This window comes from Catenibacterium mitsuokai (genome assembly GCF_025148785.1).
Lineage (GTDB): Bacteria > Bacillota_I > Bacilli_A > Erysipelotrichales > Coprobacillaceae > Catenibacterium > Catenibacterium mitsuoka.
The window spans coordinates 2,339,290-2,356,893 of record NZ_CP102271.1 but is presented as its reverse complement, the minus strand read 5'-3'; the positions used below and the strand labels follow the sequence as shown (position 1 = coordinate 2,356,893).

The window sequence follows — 17,604 nt, the reverse complement described above, 5'->3', positions numbered from 1 at the left end:
ATTTTGGTCATATTTAATGTATAATGAAATTTATGAAGGGAGACATATAGGTATGTTAGATAATTTCTTGATAAAATTGTTTTTTGAAGGAAAGTGTTTAGAGGCATATAAGGTATTCGGTGCTCATCCGGATAAAAAGGGCGTTCGCTTTACAGTATATGCACCACATGCAAGAAGTGTTCAGGTTGTAGGTAATTTTAATAACTGGGATGGAACACAACATTATATGGAGAGATATAATGATGGAGGTGTGTGGACTCTCTATATTGAAGGGCTAAAGCAGTATGACCTTTATAAATATAGAATTGAAACACCTTCTGGTGCTATTGTTGATCGTGCAGATCCATATGCCTTTTTCAGTGAAATTAGACCAGGAACAGCATCTAAGGTATATAACTTAGAAGGCTATCGCTGGCATGATTCTAGATGGATGAAGTCACGTTCTAATAACTATGATCGCAACATGAATATCTATGAAGCGAATCTTGGTTCTTGGAAGATGAAAAAGGAATTTACAGACACAAGTGACGGAGAGTTCTATTCATATGAAGAAATGATTGATGAAATCATTCCTTATGTAAAGAAGATGGGCTATACACATATTGAAGTAATGCCTTTAAATGAGTTCCCATTTGATGGCTCTTGGGGATATCAGGCAACAGGTTATTTTAGTGCGACAAGTCGTTATGGACATCCAAAACAGTTAAAGGAGTTCATTAATGCGTGTCATAAAGAAGGTATAGGTGTCATTATGGACTTCGTGCCTGCTCATTTTGTAAAGGATGGACATGGTCTTTATCAGTTTGATGGAGGCTGGGTTTATGAATATGCAGATGTGAATAATCGTTATTCTGAATGGGATTCAGTATATTTTGATGTGACAAAAGATACTGTACGTTCATTCTTAAAGAGTGCTGTTCATTTCTGGGCAGAAGAATTCCATATTGATGGTATTCGTTTTGACGCTGTCAGCAACCTTATTTACTGGAAAGGTAATAAAGACTTTGGTACAAACAATGGGGCTTTAGAGTTCTTAAAGACTATGAATGAACAGATTCATGAAAGATATCCTGCAGTTATGACTATTGCAGAAGACTCAACGGATTTCCCATATGTTACTAAACCAGTTAAGGATGGCGGTTTAGGATTTGATTATAAGTGGGATATGGGCTGGATGAATGATACATTGAAGTATTTCAAAGAAGATCCAGTTTATCGTCAATATGATCATAATCTCTTAACTTTCTCAATGATGTATTTCTATTCAGAAAGATTTATTTTACCATTCTCACATGATGAAGTGGTTCATGGTAAAGCCACTATTTTAAATAAGATGTGGGGGCTTGATGGAGACAAGTTCGCACAGGCAAAAGCTTTATATACATATATGATGACTCATCCTGGTAAGAAACTTAATTTCATGGGTAATGAATTAGGTGAATACAAGGAATGGGATGAAAGAAAAGCATTGGCTTGGAATATCTTAGAATATCCACAGCATGATTCTTTCCATCATTTTATGCAGGATTTAAATAAGATGGTTGAAGAACATCCAGCTCTTTATAGTATGGATTATGATCCAGAAGGATTTAAATGGCTGGTTGTAGATGATCATAATCAGAGTGTATTCTCATATGCTCGATTTGATAAGAAAGGCAACTGTTTAGTTGTAGTCGCTAACTTTATTGGTAATAGTCATGAGAATTATGCTGTACCAGTACCGTTTGCTGGAAGCTATAAAGAAATCTTGAATACAGATAAAGATAGTTATAACGGTTCTAATTACACAAATACACGTGCTTTAAGATCAAAGAAGGGTACTTGTATCAATGAAGCACAGAGTATTCATGTGAAATTAGCGCCATTTAGCGCGGTGGTATTTGAATATCATAAGCCAGCTAAAAAAGCGTCTTCTCCAAAGAAGACAAAGAAAAGTGTTGTAAAGGAAGGAAAGTAGTAAATGTTTAATACAAAAGAGGAATTTAAATATGAATTTTCTAAGCGAATCATTGAGTCATATGGTCGTACAGTAGAAGAAGCACATTTAACAGAAAAGTTCATGGTTCTTGAAACTATGGTACGTGACTATGCATCTGTTAACTGGGCTATGACAAAGATGGCAGTTCAGGCTAAGCAGCAGAAACAGGTTCACTATTTCTCAATGGAATTCTTAGTTGGTCGTCTATTAGTCAACAATATGATGAACTTAGGTATTTATGAAATTGCAAAAGAAGGTCTTGCTGATTATGGTATTAATATCCATGATCTAGAAGAATTAGAATCTGATGCTGGTTTAGGTAATGGTGGTTTAGGCCGTCTTGCTGCCTGCTTCATGGATTCTTTAGCTTCTTTATCTTATCCAGCTTTCGGTAACACTATTCGTTATGATTATGGTTTCTTCAAACAGAAGATTGAAAATGGATATCAGGTAGAAGTACCAGACCAGTGGTTACGTTTAGGTAATATGTGGGAAGTAAGAAAACCTAAGCATGCAACAGAAGTTAAATTCTGGGGTAAAGTAATCTGGGATGATGCAACTGGTGGATGGAAGCATGTAGATTATGAAGCAGTACGTGCTGTTCCTTATGATATGCCAATTGTTGGTAATGATACTAAGGTGACTAATACATTAAGATTATGGAAAGCTGAACCTAGTGAAAATATTCCTACAAATAAGGATTTCCGTCAGTATGCTCAGGAAGTGAATGATATCTGCCAGACATTATATCCTGATGATTCTACTCATGCTGGTAGAGTATTACGTTTAAAACAACAGTATTTCTTTGTATGTGCGGGTATTAATTCAATTATTCGTGCACATTTAAGAGTATATCCTGATTTAACTAACTTCCATGAAAAGAATGTTATTCAGTTAAATGATACACATCCAGTATTAGTTATTCCTGAATTAATGCGTGTATTTATTGATGATTATGGAATGGAATGGGATGATGCATGGAATATCGTATGTAAGACTTGTGCTTATACAAACCATACAATCCTTGCTGAAGCATTAGAAAAATGGCCTGTTGATATGATGAGAGACTTATTACCAAGAGTTTATCAGATCATTGAAGAAATCAATAGACGTTTCATTGGCTTCGTTAAACAGCAGACTGAAAATGATAATGACTTATTACAGAGAGTTATGATCATTAAAGATGGTCAGGTACATATGGCTAGACTTGCGATTGCAGGTTCATTTAGTGTTAATGGCGTAGCGCAGCTTCACTCTGACATCTTAAAAGAAAGAGAAATGAAGGATTTCGATACTTTATATCCTAACAAGTTCAACAATAAAACGAATGGTGTGACTCATAGAAGATGGCTTGCATATTGTAACCCACAGTTAACTTCATTAATCAATGAATCAATCGGGGATAGCTGGATGCATAGACCTGATGATTTACAGAAATTAGCACCATTTGTAGAAGACTCAATTACTCAGAGTAAATTCTACAATGTAAAACAGCAGAGAAAACAGATTCTTGCAGATTACATCAAGGAACATAATGGTATTGATGTAGATGTTAATTCTATCTTTGATATTCAGGTTAAGAGATTACATGCTTACAAGAGACAGTTATTAAATGTAATGCATATTATCTATTTATATCAGAGAATGAAAGAAGATAGCAGTTTCAGAATCTATCCACATACTTATATCTTTGGTGCAAAAGCTGCTCCTTCTTACTATTTAGCTAAGAAGATTATTAAGTTAATCAACAGCGTTGCGGATAAGGTAAACAATGACCCAGAAACAAATAAATACTTAAAGGTTGTATTTATTGAAAACTATGGTGTTACTATTGCTGAAAAGATTATTCCTGCTGCAGATGTATCTGAACAGATCTCTACTGCTGGTAAGGAAGCAAGTGGTACTTCTAACATGAAGTTCATGATGAATGGTGCTGTAACACTTGGTACATTAGATGGTGCCAATGTAGAAATTGCTGACTTAGTTGGAGATGACAACATTGTAATCTTCGGTATGAAGGATAATGAAGTCAACGAATTAAAGGCAAAAGGTACTTATAATTCTTGGAATGAATACAACAATAATCCAAACATCAAGAAGGTTGTTGATTCATTAGTCGATGGTACTTTCCATCCATCAAGAGAAGAATTCAAAATTATCTTTGATGAATTAATGAGCAGAAATGATGAATACTTCTTATTAAAAGATTTCGAAAGCTATAGACTTGCTCAGGAAAAGATCAACAACTTATATCAGAATCGTCAGAACTGGTCTAAGATGTGCTTAGCTAATATTGCGAAGAGTGGTCATTTCTCAAGCGATAGAACTATTGAAGATTATGTAAAGGATATCTGGCATTTAAATAGGGTAAAAATCTAATGAAAGATACATTCGTACTAGACGTAGATGGTGAAGAAGTGACTTGTGAAGTTATCTTAGGATTTACAGATGACGCAACAGGAAAAGAATATATCATTTATACAGATAACAGTTCAGATGAAGATGATCAGTTGAATATCTATGCTTCACAGGTAGATCCTGAGGATGCAGATAATATTCTTCCTATTGAAACAGAAGAAGAATATGCATTTGTACAGGAAGTATTAGACTCAATGATGTCTGAAGATGAAGAATAATGAATGAGAGGATAGCATGTCTATCCTCTTTTCTATATGTAGAATAAAATTATATAAACACAAAAAAGTGTGATTTTTCGCACGAATAATTCATTTGTTTACATTTTCTTGGTAAATGTAACCTTTTTCCAACATTTAACATTTATTTAGTAGTCGAACTGTAATTTATTTAGTATAATTAAAGAGTCATATAATGAAAGGGGAAAATAAATGAAGACAAAGAAGATTTTGGTTGAAGTTGTTGCGACTGCCATGATTGTCGCACCACTTGCACAGCCAGCACGCGTATTTAATGTACATGCATTAGATACAACACCAGTTGTACAAACAACAACAGAATCTCCTGTATTACAGAATGCGACAGTGCTTATTCCATCTGATGCAACAGTAGAACAGGTAACAGAAATTCTTAATAAGGCATTAATTAAGAATTTAGACAATGTGGACACTTCTAGCATTGAGTGGGAATATCAGTGTGAAGGGAAAAGTACATTTGCATCAAAAAATACTGAATGGGGTTCAATTAACGGATTTGAATCAACGAAAAAGACCCTTTTTGGTGCTACTACTACAACTTATACACATCCATCTTTAGCTGCAAATAGTGATGGCAGCTATCAGGTAAGAATTAAAGGGAATAATAATGTAGTCACTGTCACTAAGTTCGCAAAGCTTAAGAGTGTCATTGAAGTGAATCAAGGCGTTGAAGTCACACTACCTTATGATGAAGATGCAAATGTGAATTATGCTGCTTTAAAAGAAAACATCTTTAATAGTGTTGTAAAGAGCAGTAATCCAGAATTAACAGTGAATGATGTTAATATTCAGTATTATGCGACTGGTAAAGTTATTTTTGATGGTATACCGAAAAAAGATTGGACTTCTCTTGAAGGTAGTAAAGATACTTTTACAGAATATCCAGCAATTTCTGAAGGGACTCAGAAAATTAAAATTTCTTACAATGGAAATGATACTTACTATGGTGCAGAAAAAGAAGTCAACATCACTGTAAAGGATCGTACACCTTCAGACATCACAGTGAATGAAGGACAGACTATCAAATTAGCTTACAATGATGATCTAACAGTTGATTATGCTCAGGTAGAAAAGGACATCTTTGATAAAGTCATTGCGACTTCTACTCCAAAATTAACTGTAGATGATGTGACTATTCAGTATCATGCAAAGGGCTTAATAGGTCTTACAAATAAATGGGTAAGTATTAAAGGTGAAAAAGTTAATGGTGTAAACTATCCTGCAATTTCTGAAGGTGAGCAGGAAATCAGAATCAATTATAAGGGAAGCAAGGATTATAAACCTCATACTGTAGAAACTACAATCAATGTAGTAGACCGTGCTACTGTAGATGTAGTGACTAATGAAGGTCCTTATAACGTTTCTATGAAGTTCAATAAGAATCAGTCTTATGACTATGATGCCACTGCAAAAGCTATTTATGAAGCAGTTATCAAGTCTACAAATCCTGAATTATCATTTGAAGATTTCAAGATTGAATACAATGCAGATCCAACAAGCGTTTTAGATGTATGGTATGAATTAAGCAATAGTGCAGCTTTAAATCTTAATAAGTTTAAAGCAGGTACTTGGGAAATCAGACTTTCTTGGAATGCGACAAAAGAATATAAAGGCGGTAATATTGTTGTAACAGTAAATGTAGAAGACAATCGTTTAGAATCTGCAGTTACACTTAAAGAAGGTACATCTGTTACTTATAATATGGATGCACAGGAAATGAAGAAGGCTTTATTTAAATCAATTGATTTCAGTAAGTCTACATTACCTTCAAAAGATGAATTATCAGTAGATGATTTCACTTATGAATATTTTGGTACAAATGTTGTTGCCGGTAATATTGATGGTGGTATAAAACAGTGGGCTCCTGTTGAAGGTGGTAAAGTTACTTTATTAGATTATCCACAGATGCCAGCAGGTGAACAGAAAGTAAGAATCACTTATAAAGGTAATAGTGATTATCGTCCAAGCACAAGTGGTGAGACAACTATTACTGTTAAGAAGGCAAAGGTAAAAGTAAGCGTTCATTCTACTAATATCTTTGCGGATGAAGAATTATCAAAGGATTTCATTACTATAAATCCAGCTGATAAGTTCGATGTGTATACTGTTTATGCAGGTGCTACAAGTAATGTAAGTTTAGGTCTTTATTTAGATCTTCCTGCTCGTTTCACTGATAATGAAGCTGTTATAAAGGTTCTTGATCCTGTAGTAGAAAAGGTATTTGGTAAAACATTTACTCAGATGATGCAGGATGGTGTGACTGTTGGTGAATTAAGAAAACTATTCAGTACTCAGGAGCTATTAGACTTATTAGAAAAGTTACATATCGATACAGGTACATTTGGACAGATCTTAAAAGTTATCAACAAATTGCCTGGTATTGCGGATAATGTACGTGTAGGATTTGGTACTCCAAATAGACCTGGTTTATATGCAGTCACTGCAGTTACTGACAACAAGAACTATGAAACTGGTGTTGGTATTGGTGCATTACTTGTAAAACAGCATGTAAAGGGTGTTAAATTAATATGGAATCAGAAGTTAACTAAGATTTCTAAAGAAGAAGCTCAGAACTTTGATTTCAAGGCTACAGTTACATATAATGGTGCAGCTGTTTCTGATGAAAACGTTCATTACTTATATACTGGTGTACAGTCTAACTTAAAGCCTTATTCTAGTACAACTACAGCACCTACTGAACCTGGTGTATATACTATGACAGCAGTGACTGTAGGTGGAAACTATCAGGCAGCACCTATTATTCGTACATTTACAATCACAAAGTAATAGATTTATATAGACTTAACGACTTATGTTGTTAAGTCTTTTTTGTGTTATATGGCTTTCTTTTTCAAATTTAAATACTTTCTTTTTTTCTCATATTTTTATGATAGAATAGGGAATGTGAAAAGGTAGGTTTATAATATGCAAAGGGAATCAATACGTATGTATGCTTATGCGATTGATTTTGATTTGATCAAGGTCAATTTATCATTAAATTATTATAACGGAATTTCAAGTCAGTATTATTTAAAAAATTTAGATACAAGTGAAGTCAAGATACTTAAAGGCGAAGCGACTGAGAAAGAAAATGGATTCCAGTCGTATCTTTTGCATACAGACTTTTCTGTAGGTACAAGATATAAAGTGTTTGATAATTATGGTCTTGCTTGTTTTTTAGATTTTAGTCAGCTTTCTATGAGTAAAGAGTTTGATGATCATTTTTATTATGATGGTGATGATTTAGGCAGTCATTATACAAAAGAGAAAACAACATTCAAGGTTTGGTCACCTCTTTCTACGGAAGTTGTATTAAAAATTTGGAAAGATGAAGACCTTCATTATTATCCTTTAGAAAGAGGAGATAAGGGGGTCTATAGTACAACTATTAAGAAAGATCTAGATGGTTATGAATATGTTTATGTTATTGGAATGAATGAGGAATCCACTGAAACAGCGGATCCATATGCTTATTCTTGTACAGCTAATATGCATAGTTCAGTTGTTATTGATTTAGATAAAGTTAGAAGAGTCGATTATCCTTTGACAGAACTAAAACATAATACAGATGCAGTTATTTATGAAGTAGGTGTCAGAGACTTCTCTGTGGATGAATTTGGACAGATCACACATAAAGGTAAGTTCTTAGGTTTCTGTGAAGAAGGCACAGTGACTAAGAATGGCTTTTCATCAGGTATGGACTATTTAGATATGCTTGGTGTGACTCATGTACAGTTATTACCTGTTAATGATTATGCAACTGTGGATGAAGATCATCCAGATTTACTTTATAACTGGGGTTATGATCCAGCACAATATAATGTACCTGAAGGCAGTTATATTACTGATCCTAATGATGGTTATAAGAGAATCCAGGAATGTCAGCGTATGGTACGCCGTATTCATAAGCATAATATGAGAGTCATTCTTGATGTAGTCTATAATCATATGCATGATGTAAATAATAATGCATTAGAAAAGACAGTCCCTTATTATTTCTTTAGAAGAGATGAGAAGGGTGAATTATCTAATGGTTCATGGTGTGGGAATGATTTAAATAGTACTGCCAAGATGTGTCGTAAATATATCTTAGATATGTGCAAGAGATGGCAGGTTCTTTATGGTGTAGATGGCTTTAGAATGGATCTTATGGGTATTGTGGATATTGATACAGTGAATATGATTTATGAACAGGGCCATTCATTAGATTCTTCATTTATGCTATATGGTGAAGGATGGAATATGGGTACTGCATTACCTGATTCAGAAAAGACAATAATTGAAAATAACCATAAAACACCTCATGTAGGTTTCTTTAATGATCATTTCAGAGATACAATCAAGGGACCTAATCAGATGGAAGTCAAAGGCTATACATCTGGGGATACATATAAGACAAATGAAGCCATTATCGCAATGTGTGACTACAATAAGTTCTCATCAATAGAACAGAGTATTAACTATGCTGAATGTCATGATAATGCGACTGTATTTGATAAATTCATTATTTCTAATGGACATGAAGATGAATATTGTCGTCAGAAGAGATGCTTATTAACACTTGCAATGACTATTCTAGCTCAGGGTGTTCCTTTTATTCATGCCGGACAGGAATTCTTAGGAACTAAGAATGGTAATCAGAATTCTTATAATGCAGGAGATGCAGTCAATAAATTAGACTGGGAACGTCATGACCGTTATATGAATGTTGTACAGGCTGTAAAGTTCTTTATAGATTTAAGAAAAAACAACAAGTGCTTTAGATATTATGACTATGAAGAGATGCATCAGCATGTATTTATCAACAATATCTACTATCGTATGGTAGAATATCATTTGACTCAGGATGAAGGAGATTATAAAGAATTTAAGATTTATTTTAATCCTTCATATGATGTGATTACTATTGGTATTGAAGATGATTTTAAGATATTATATAGTATGTCAAATGAAAGAATAGAAAATGGACAGCTCAATGTATTTGGTGTATCCATGGTTGTATGTGCAAGATAGGAGAATGTAATGAAATTAATTGTTGGATTAGGAAATCCTGGTAAAGAATATGATATGACAAGACATAATACAGGATTTTATTGTTTAGATGTCTTAAGTGATGAAATGAATCAATCTATTGATAAAGAAAAGTTCAAAGGCTTATATACTAAATTCAAGTATAAGGGTGAGGATGTTATCTTACTTAAGCCTCAGACTTATATGAACAATTCTGGTGAATCTGTTGCGGCAGTGATGCAGTTCTTCAAGATTCCTGTTGAAGATCTATTAGTTATTTATGATGATATGGATATGCCTACTGGTAAGCTTCGCTTAAGAGAAAAAGGCAGCGCGGGTGGACATAATGGAATCAAGAGTATTATTGCTCATGTAGGTACTCAGAACTTCAAGCGTATTCGTGTAGGTATTTCTAAGAATAAGCTTTATAGTGTAGTGGACTGGGTACTTGGACACTTCTCTAAGGAAGAAGAAAAGCTAATCTCAGAAGGTGCTAAACGTGCGACAGAAGCTGTTTTATGTTATTTAGATGATAGTTTTAATAAAGCAATGAATAAATATAACTAGGTGATTGTTATGGAAAAAATACTGAATCTTTTAAAAGATAATCAGGCCCTACGTACCTTAGATACAGACAATGGAACTATTGTCACAAACTCAACTAGCGATGAGGCTTATCTCATTGCTGGTTCTTTTTGGCATAATCCAAGAAAAATCCTGATTATTAAAAACAACCAATATGAGGCATTTAACCTCTATAAAACATTAACTGAACTTGTGAATCAGGTGGTCTATTTCCCTGCAGATGAATCATTACGTGTTGAATCAGTGGCTTATTCTTATGAACTATTAGGTGAGAGAATTAATGCATTATATGCGATGACACAGGATAAACCGATGATCTGTGTCTGTCATATGCATTCAATGACACGTTATATTACTCCTGTAGACCTTTTTAAGAAGAGTATTATAAGCTTGAAGAAGGGAGATACGATTGATCCTTTAGAACTCAAGAAGATGTTACAGTTTATTGGATATAAGAATACGCAAAGAGTTGATTCACCTTTCTATTATTCTAGACGAGGGGAAGTACTTGATGTTTATACAATCCAATATGACCATCCTGTGCGTATTGAATTCTTTGATGATGAAATAGAAGAAATCTCTTTCTATGATAAAGACTCACAAAGACGAACAAATAAAATAGAGTCTATCGATATTCTTCCAGCTACAGATATGATGTATGAAGATGATGGCTTATCGCAGGTAGAAGCATCTATTCAGACATTAAAAGATAAGATGACTGTCAAGGATGATTTCAAGGATGAACTTGAACAGACCTATGCATTAGATATTGAATCACTTAAAGCACATGATTATAATCCACGTATTTATCAGTATTTAGGTTTATTCCCTGAAACGGCCACAATCATGGATTATGCACGTGATTATACAATTATTACTGCATCTCTCGCTTCTATTCTTGCTTCTTATAAGACATATATGGAAGAGAACTACCTCTATTACCATGAATTAGAAGAAATAGGACAGATGATCAGAGGACTTAAACTGATTAATAATCCTCAGACTATATTAAAACGTCAGAATGTAGACTTTGTTCGATTTAGAGAAAATGATCAACAGATCATGTTTATGACGCAGCCTGTCATGATTTCTATGGCTAATGAAAAAATCTTTATTAGTCAGTTAAAGGATTTACTTACATACAATCGTGTCATGATTGGTGTAGATGAAAAGCGTCAGATCGATGTATTAGTCAACTTATTTACCGATCATGCTATTCCTTTTACTCTCACAAGTGCCACAAATAAGATCTATGATGGCGTTAATCTATTCTTAGGACATTTACCTTGTGGAATGAACTTTGTAGAAGAGAAGACTGTATTACTCACAAGCCAGGAACTTTTCAAGGTACAAGAAACAAAGAAGAAATATATTAAATACAGAGATGCGACTAAAATCTCTGACTACAATGAATTAAAGGTAGGAGACTATGTTGTTCATGATACAAATGGTATTGGACAATATATGGGTATTGAAACATTAGTCGTTGATGGTGTGCATAAGGATTATCTACATATTGCTTATAAAGGTAATGATATCCTCTATGTTCCAGTAGAACAGTTCCAGTTAATTAGAAAATATTCATCTAGAGATGGTAAACCACCTCGTATTCATGCTTTAGGCTCACCTAAATGGGCAAAAGAGAAAGCAAGAGTCAGACAGAAGGTAGATGGTCTTGCTGATGATCTGATTAACTTATATGCAGAAAGAATGAGACAGCCAGGTTTTGCGTTTGAACCTGATGGGGATCTTCAATTAGAGTTTGAAAGTGAGTTTGGTTATGAATTGACTCCAGACCAGGCACAGGCTGTAGAAGAAATCAAGAAAGATATGGAAACACCACGTCCTATGGATAGACTATTATGTGGGGATGTTGGGTTTGGTAAGACAGAAGTGGCTTTAAGAGCCTGCTTTAAGGCAATTGTATCGAAGAAACAGTGTGCTTTCCTATGTCCTACAACTATTCTTTCTTCCCAGCATTATCGTACGATGCAGAAACGTTTTGAGAAGTTCCCAGTGAATATTGCGTTACTCAATCGTTTTACGACGACTAAAGAAAAGAAACAGATTCTATCTGATTTAAAGGAAGGTAATATTGATTTATTAGTTGGTACACATCGTATTTTATCCAAGGATGTAGAGTTCAAGGATTTAGGGTTACTATGTATCGATGAAGAACAGCGTTTTGGTGTGAGACAGAAAGAGAAGATCAAGAACCTTAGAAAAACAATTGATGTTCTTACACTCACTGCCACACCAATTCCGCGTACATTACAGATGTCCATCATGGGAATTAGAGGACTCTCACAAATAGAAACACCACCATTAAATAGATTACCTGTACAGACCTATGTATCAGAAAAAAGTTGGGCTCTCATTAAACAGGTGATTGAAAGAGAATTATCACGTAATGGTCAGGTATTCTATCTTCATAATAGAACAGAGAATATCTATGAAATAGCCTCTACTTTACAGACTCTCTTACCTCATGCACGTATTGGGGTAGGACATGGTCAGATGGATAAGACAGAACTAGAAGATGTCATGACTGATTTCGTAGAAAAGAAATATGATATCTTAGTATGTACAACTATTATTGAGACAGGTATTGATATACCGAATGCGAATACGATTATTATTGAGAATGCGGATAAGTTTGGTTTAGCACAGCTTTATCAGATCAAAGGACGTGTTGGTAGAAGTGCACGTATTGCGTATGCTTATCTTCTCTATACAAAAGATCGTGCTATGACAGAAGAAGCCCAAAAGAGACTCACTGCCATTAAGGAATTCACACAATTAGGCTCTGGTTATAAGATTGCGATGAGAGACCTGTCTATTAGAGGAAGTGGTGATATTCTTGGTGGTGAACAGGCTGGATTTATTGATCAGGTCGGTTTTGATATGTACATGAAGATCTTGCAGGATGCGATAGATGAAAAGCAGGGTAAGATCAAGGAAGATGATACAGTTCCATCACGTAATATATCTGTGGATGGTTATATTCCAGAAGACTATGTAGAGAGTGATATGGAGAAATTGGAACTCTACCAGCGTGTTTATAAAGCCAATGACTTAGAAGCCCTCAAACGTGTGGAACAGGAATTAACAGACCTTTATGGTGTACTACCATCACAGGTACGTAATATTGTCGTAAAGAGAAGATTTGATATCCTCTCACATGATCCACTTATTGAAGATGTCAAGGATGGAAGCCAGGGATTAGAGATGCGTTTCTCTAAAGTCTTCTTAGAAGACCTAGATGGACAGAAGTTCTTTGCATATGTGAATCATATGTTCAAGAAGCCACAAATGAAATATACAGAAGGTATGTTGACGATTGTGAGTGGTATGGAACCATACTATGTTTCTGCATCTACTGAATTTTTAGACACAGTTTTGAAACAATATTATAAAACACACACTAGTGTTTAAAAATAAAATAAGATAGAATAGGAAAAAAGGGGGGAGTATCAATGAAAATTATTGATTTATTAAATGAAGATAAAGTGACTTTATCTTTTGAAGTATTTCCACCTAAAACAAGTGGCAGATATGAAAATGTCTTAAAAGCTGCAGAAAAGATTGCATCTTTAAATCCAAATTTCATGTCTGTGACTTATGGTGCAGGTGGAGGAACAAGTGCACATACTGTGGCACTTGCGAAAGATATCCATGAGAAATATGGTGTTGAAGTCATGGCGCATTTGACATGTGTCTCTTCTACAAAAGAACATGTAGAATCCATGGTAGAACAGTTTAAAGAGAATGGTATTGAAAACATCATGGCATTAAGAGGAGATATTCCATCTGATGGTAAGGTGGGAGAAGATTACCAGTATGCCTGTCAGTTAATTAAAGAATTGAAAGAGAAAGGTGATTTCTGTATTGGGGCAGCATGTTATCCAGAAGGACATGTAGAATCACCTAGTATTAAGGAAGATATCCAGCATCTAAAAGAGAAGGTAGAAGCGGGGGCAGACTTCTTAACAACACAGATGTTCTTTGACAACAATGTTTTCTATAACTTCTTATATAAGATCAAGGAAGCAGGAATCGATGTACCTGTAGTAGCTGGTATTATGCCTATCACAAATGCGAAGCAGGTAAGTCGTGCTGTACAGATGTCAGGTACATCTATTATTCCTTATCATTTCAAGATGATGGTGGATGCGTTTGGTGATAATCCTGAAATCATGAAGCAGGCTGGTATTATTTATGCTTCTGAACAGATTATTGATTTGATTGCGAATGGTGTAAAACATATTCATGTTTATACTATGAATAAACCAGATGTTGCTGAAGGTATTATGAATAATTTATCGGAGCTTCTTAAATGATAGAAATCAATCGTAAAGAAGCATTACGATACTTAGGATATCGTCAATCCATTGAAGGCAATCTCACAGAAATCAATAACGCACTTGATCACTGTATCGAAGTATTACAGAAAACAGCTGTACCGCGTCATATTGTGAAAAGATTTCCTGTCACAATAGAGAATCATACAATCACCATTGGTGATATGGTGATTCATAGTCGTAATCTAGAGAATAACTTAAAAGGCTGTCATGCTGTTTATCTCTTTGCGGCTACAATTGGAATAGAAGTCGATCGTTTGATTAAACGTACAGAACTGACTAAGATGAGTGATGCAGTGATCTATCAAGCAGCGGGGGCAGCGATGATAGAAGCGTATTGTGATGAAGTGAATGAAGAACTCAATCAGGAGGCTCATAAGAATAATGAATTCTTAAAGCCACGCTTTTCGCCTGGTTATGGAGATCTTGCATTAGATCATCAAAAAGATTTTATGCGTATATTACAGATGGATAAGATTGGTATCAGTTTATTAGAAAGTCTCTTAATGGTCCCATCCAAGTCAGTGACGGCGATCATTGGTATTACACATCACGCACAGCCACGTCATACAAAAGACTGTGCCAATTGTCCTGCACAATGTGAATTCAGGAGGGTAGAGTAATGGGATTTAAAGAAAGACTGACAAAAGAATGGTTATTCTGGGATGGTGGTACTGGTTCAGTACTTCAAAGCTGGGGCTTACAGGCTGGTGAACTACCTGAAACATGGAATATCATTCATCCAGAAAAGATTGTAGAATTAAATAAAGGTTATCTAGAAGCAGGATGTGATATTATTAACACCAATACATTTGGTGCTAATAGATTAAAATATCCTGATAATCTAGAAGAAATAGTTACAAAAGCAGTAGAACATGCAAAAAAGGCAAGAGAACTTACAGGACGTGCTGATGCCCTGATTGCGCTTGATTTAGGTCCTACGGGTAAACTCTTAGAACCACTAGGAGATTTATCATTTGATGATGCAGTGGATATCTATGCAGAAGTCATTGAGTATGGAACTAAAGCGGGGGCAGATGTGATCCTTATTGAAACAATGCAGGATAGCTATGAATTAAAAGCTGCAGTACTAGCCGCTAAGGAACATTCAGATCTTCCAGTATGTGCCACTGTCGTATTTGATGAAAAAGGTAAGATGTTGACAGGTGGTACACCTGAATCAGTTGTTGCCTTACTTGAAGGGTTACATATTGATGCATTAGGTATTAACTGTTCATTAGGTCCTCGTCAAATTAAGCCATTTGTAGAAAGAATGATTCAAGTCTCTTCTACACCAATTATTGTGACACCAAATGCAGGCTTACCTCAGACAGATGATGAAGGTCATACTTATTATGATATGAGTGCAGATGACTTTGCGTTAGAGATGAAAGAGATTGCCTCTTTGAATGTACATGTACTTGGAGGATGTTGTGGAACAACACCAGAATATCTCTCTAAAACTATTGAATTAGTGAAAGATTTACCTATTGAACCACCTGTAAAGAAGAATATGAGTGTTGTGACTTCATTCTCTCAGAGTGTAGAAATAGGACCTAAGCCAGTGATTATTGGTGAACGTATTAATCCAACAGGTAAAAAGAAATTTAAACAGGCCTTACGTGATGGAGATATTAACTATATTTTATCTGAAGGTTTAAAACAGGAAGATGCAGGGGCACATATTCTAGATGTCAACGTAGGTTTACCAGAAATTGATGAACCTAAGATGATGGTAGAAGTGATGAAGAAATTACAATCTGTCATTGCATTGCCATTACAGATTGATACATCAGATCCAATCGCCTTAGAAGCAGCTTTAAGACATTATAATGGGAAAGCCATGATTAACTCAGTCAATGGTAAACAGGAATCCATGGATGCTGTTTTCCCTCTTGTTCAGAAATATGGTGGTGTTGTCGTAGGACTTGCCTTAGACGAAGATGGTATTCCTGATAATGCGGCAGATCGTATTCGTATTGCAAAGAAAATTTATAAAGAAGCAGGTAAATATGGTATTGAACCTAAGGACATCGTAATCGATGGACTCGCTATGACTATTTCATCAGATCCTACTTCTGCCATTGCGACATTAGAAACACTACGTATTATTAGAGATGAACTTCATGGACATTCTATTCTAGGTGTCTCTAATATCTCTTTTGGTCTTCCACAAAGACCCATTGTGAATGCGAACTTCTTTACTATGGCGATGCAGTCAGGACTCAGCTGTGCAATCATCAATCCTTCATCAGAAGCAATGATGAAATCATATCGTGCCTATCTTGCCTTAAGTGGACTCGATACAAACTTTACAGAATATATTAGCGCCTATGGTAATAGTGCACCAGCCACTCCTATAAAGAGTGAAGCTGTTGATATGTCGTTATATGAAAGTATCAAGCGTGGTATGAGTGAAAATGCAGGTAAAGCGACAAAGAAACAGCTTGAGTCTAAAGAAGGATTAGAAATCATCAATGAAGAATTGATTCCTGCCCTTGATGAAGTAGGTAAAGGCTTTGAAAAAGGCACAATCTTTCTGCCACAGTTGTTAATGAGTGCAGAAGCAGCCAAAGCTGCTTTCGCAGTCATTAAGGATTCCATGGCAGGAAAACCAAGAAAAATGAAAGGAAAAATCATCATTGCGACAGTTAAAGGTGATATTCATGATATTGGAAAGAATATTGTGAAAGTCATGTTAGAAAACTATGGCTATGATGTTATTGATCTTGGTAAAGATGTACCACCAGAACAAATTGTGGATACAGCCATTCAAGAAGATGTAAAACTTGTAGGACTCAGTGCTTTAATGACAACGACAGTTGTGAGTATGGAAGATACAATTAAGTTGTTGAAGGAAAAGAAGCCTGATACATTAACAGTTGTAGGTGGAGCCGTTATGACTCAGGAATATGCAGGTCGTATCGGTGCAGATTGTTATGCGAAAGACGCAATGGAAACAGTGCGTTTTGCGGATAAAGTATTTGGAGGAGAATAA

10 protein-coding genes are annotated in these 17,604 nt (G+C 35.2%); all 10 read left to right on the top strand.

Features of this window, described 5'->3' with window-relative positions; translation table 11 throughout:
• Positions 1 to 52: 52 nt before the first annotated feature.
• The 10 genes from glgB (at position 53) to NQ499_RS12120 (ending at position 17,604) form a co-directional block, all read left to right on the top strand.
• Positions 53 to 1,957, top strand: coding sequence for a 1,4-alpha-glucan branching protein GlgB (gene glgB / locus NQ499_RS12165; RefSeq protein ID WP_040390080.1), 1,905 nt, complete (start codon positions 53 to 55; stop codon positions 1,955 to 1,957).
• A 3-nt stretch (positions 1,958 to 1,960) separates the two neighbouring features.
• A complete protein-coding gene (locus NQ499_RS12160) occupies positions 1,961 to 4,357 on the top strand; it encodes a glycogen/starch/alpha-glucan phosphorylase (protein WP_006506435.1) in 2,397 nt (798 codons plus the stop codon).
• A complete protein-coding gene (locus NQ499_RS12155; RefSeq protein WP_006506436.1) occupies positions 4,357 to 4,614 on the top strand; it encodes a DUF1292 domain-containing protein in 258 nt (85 codons plus the stop codon). Before NQ499_RS12160 ends, NQ499_RS12155 begins: the two co-directional genes overlap by 1 nt.
• A 210-nt stretch (positions 4,615 to 4,824) precedes the next feature.
• Positions 4,825 to 7,437: a hypothetical protein gene (locus tag NQ499_RS12150; protein ID WP_006506437.1), complete on the top strand. Its 2,613-nt coding sequence runs from the start codon at positions 4,825 to 4,827 to the stop codon at positions 7,435 to 7,437.
• Positions 7,438 to 7,575: 138 nt separating this feature from the next.
• Positions 7,576 to 9,663, top strand: coding sequence for a type I pullulanase (pulA, locus tag NQ499_RS12145; RefSeq protein WP_006506438.1), 2,088 nt, complete (start codon positions 7,576 to 7,578; stop codon positions 9,661 to 9,663).
• 9 nt (positions 9,664 to 9,672) lie between these two features.
• Positions 9,673 to 10,227, top strand: a complete 555-nt coding sequence (gene pth / locus NQ499_RS12140) for an aminoacyl-tRNA hydrolase (RefSeq protein ID WP_006506439.1) — start codon at positions 9,673 to 9,675, stop codon at positions 10,225 to 10,227.
• Between the two features lie 9 nt (positions 10,228 to 10,236).
• A complete protein-coding gene (mfd, locus tag NQ499_RS12135) occupies positions 10,237 to 13,680 on the top strand; it encodes a transcription-repair coupling factor (protein WP_040390081.1) in 3,444 nt (1,147 codons plus the stop codon).
• A gap of 41 nt (positions 13,681 to 13,721) precedes the next feature.
• Positions 13,722 to 14,585: a methylenetetrahydrofolate reductase [NAD(P)H] gene (gene metF, locus NQ499_RS12130; RefSeq protein WP_006506441.1), complete on the top strand. Its 864-nt coding sequence runs from the start codon at positions 13,722 to 13,724 to the stop codon at positions 14,583 to 14,585.
• Positions 14,582 to 15,229 carry a vitamin B12 dependent-methionine synthase activation domain-containing protein gene (locus NQ499_RS12125; protein ID WP_006506442.1) on the top strand — a complete coding sequence of 216 codons (648 nt, stop codon included), beginning with the start codon at positions 14,582 to 14,584 and terminating at the stop codon, positions 15,227 to 15,229. The genes metF and NQ499_RS12125 overlap by 4 nt, the downstream gene beginning before the upstream one ends.
• Positions 15,229 to 17,604, top strand: coding sequence for a homocysteine S-methyltransferase family protein (locus tag NQ499_RS12120; RefSeq protein ID WP_006506443.1), 2,376 nt, complete (start codon positions 15,229 to 15,231; stop codon positions 17,602 to 17,604). Before NQ499_RS12125 ends, NQ499_RS12120 begins: the two co-directional genes overlap by 1 nt.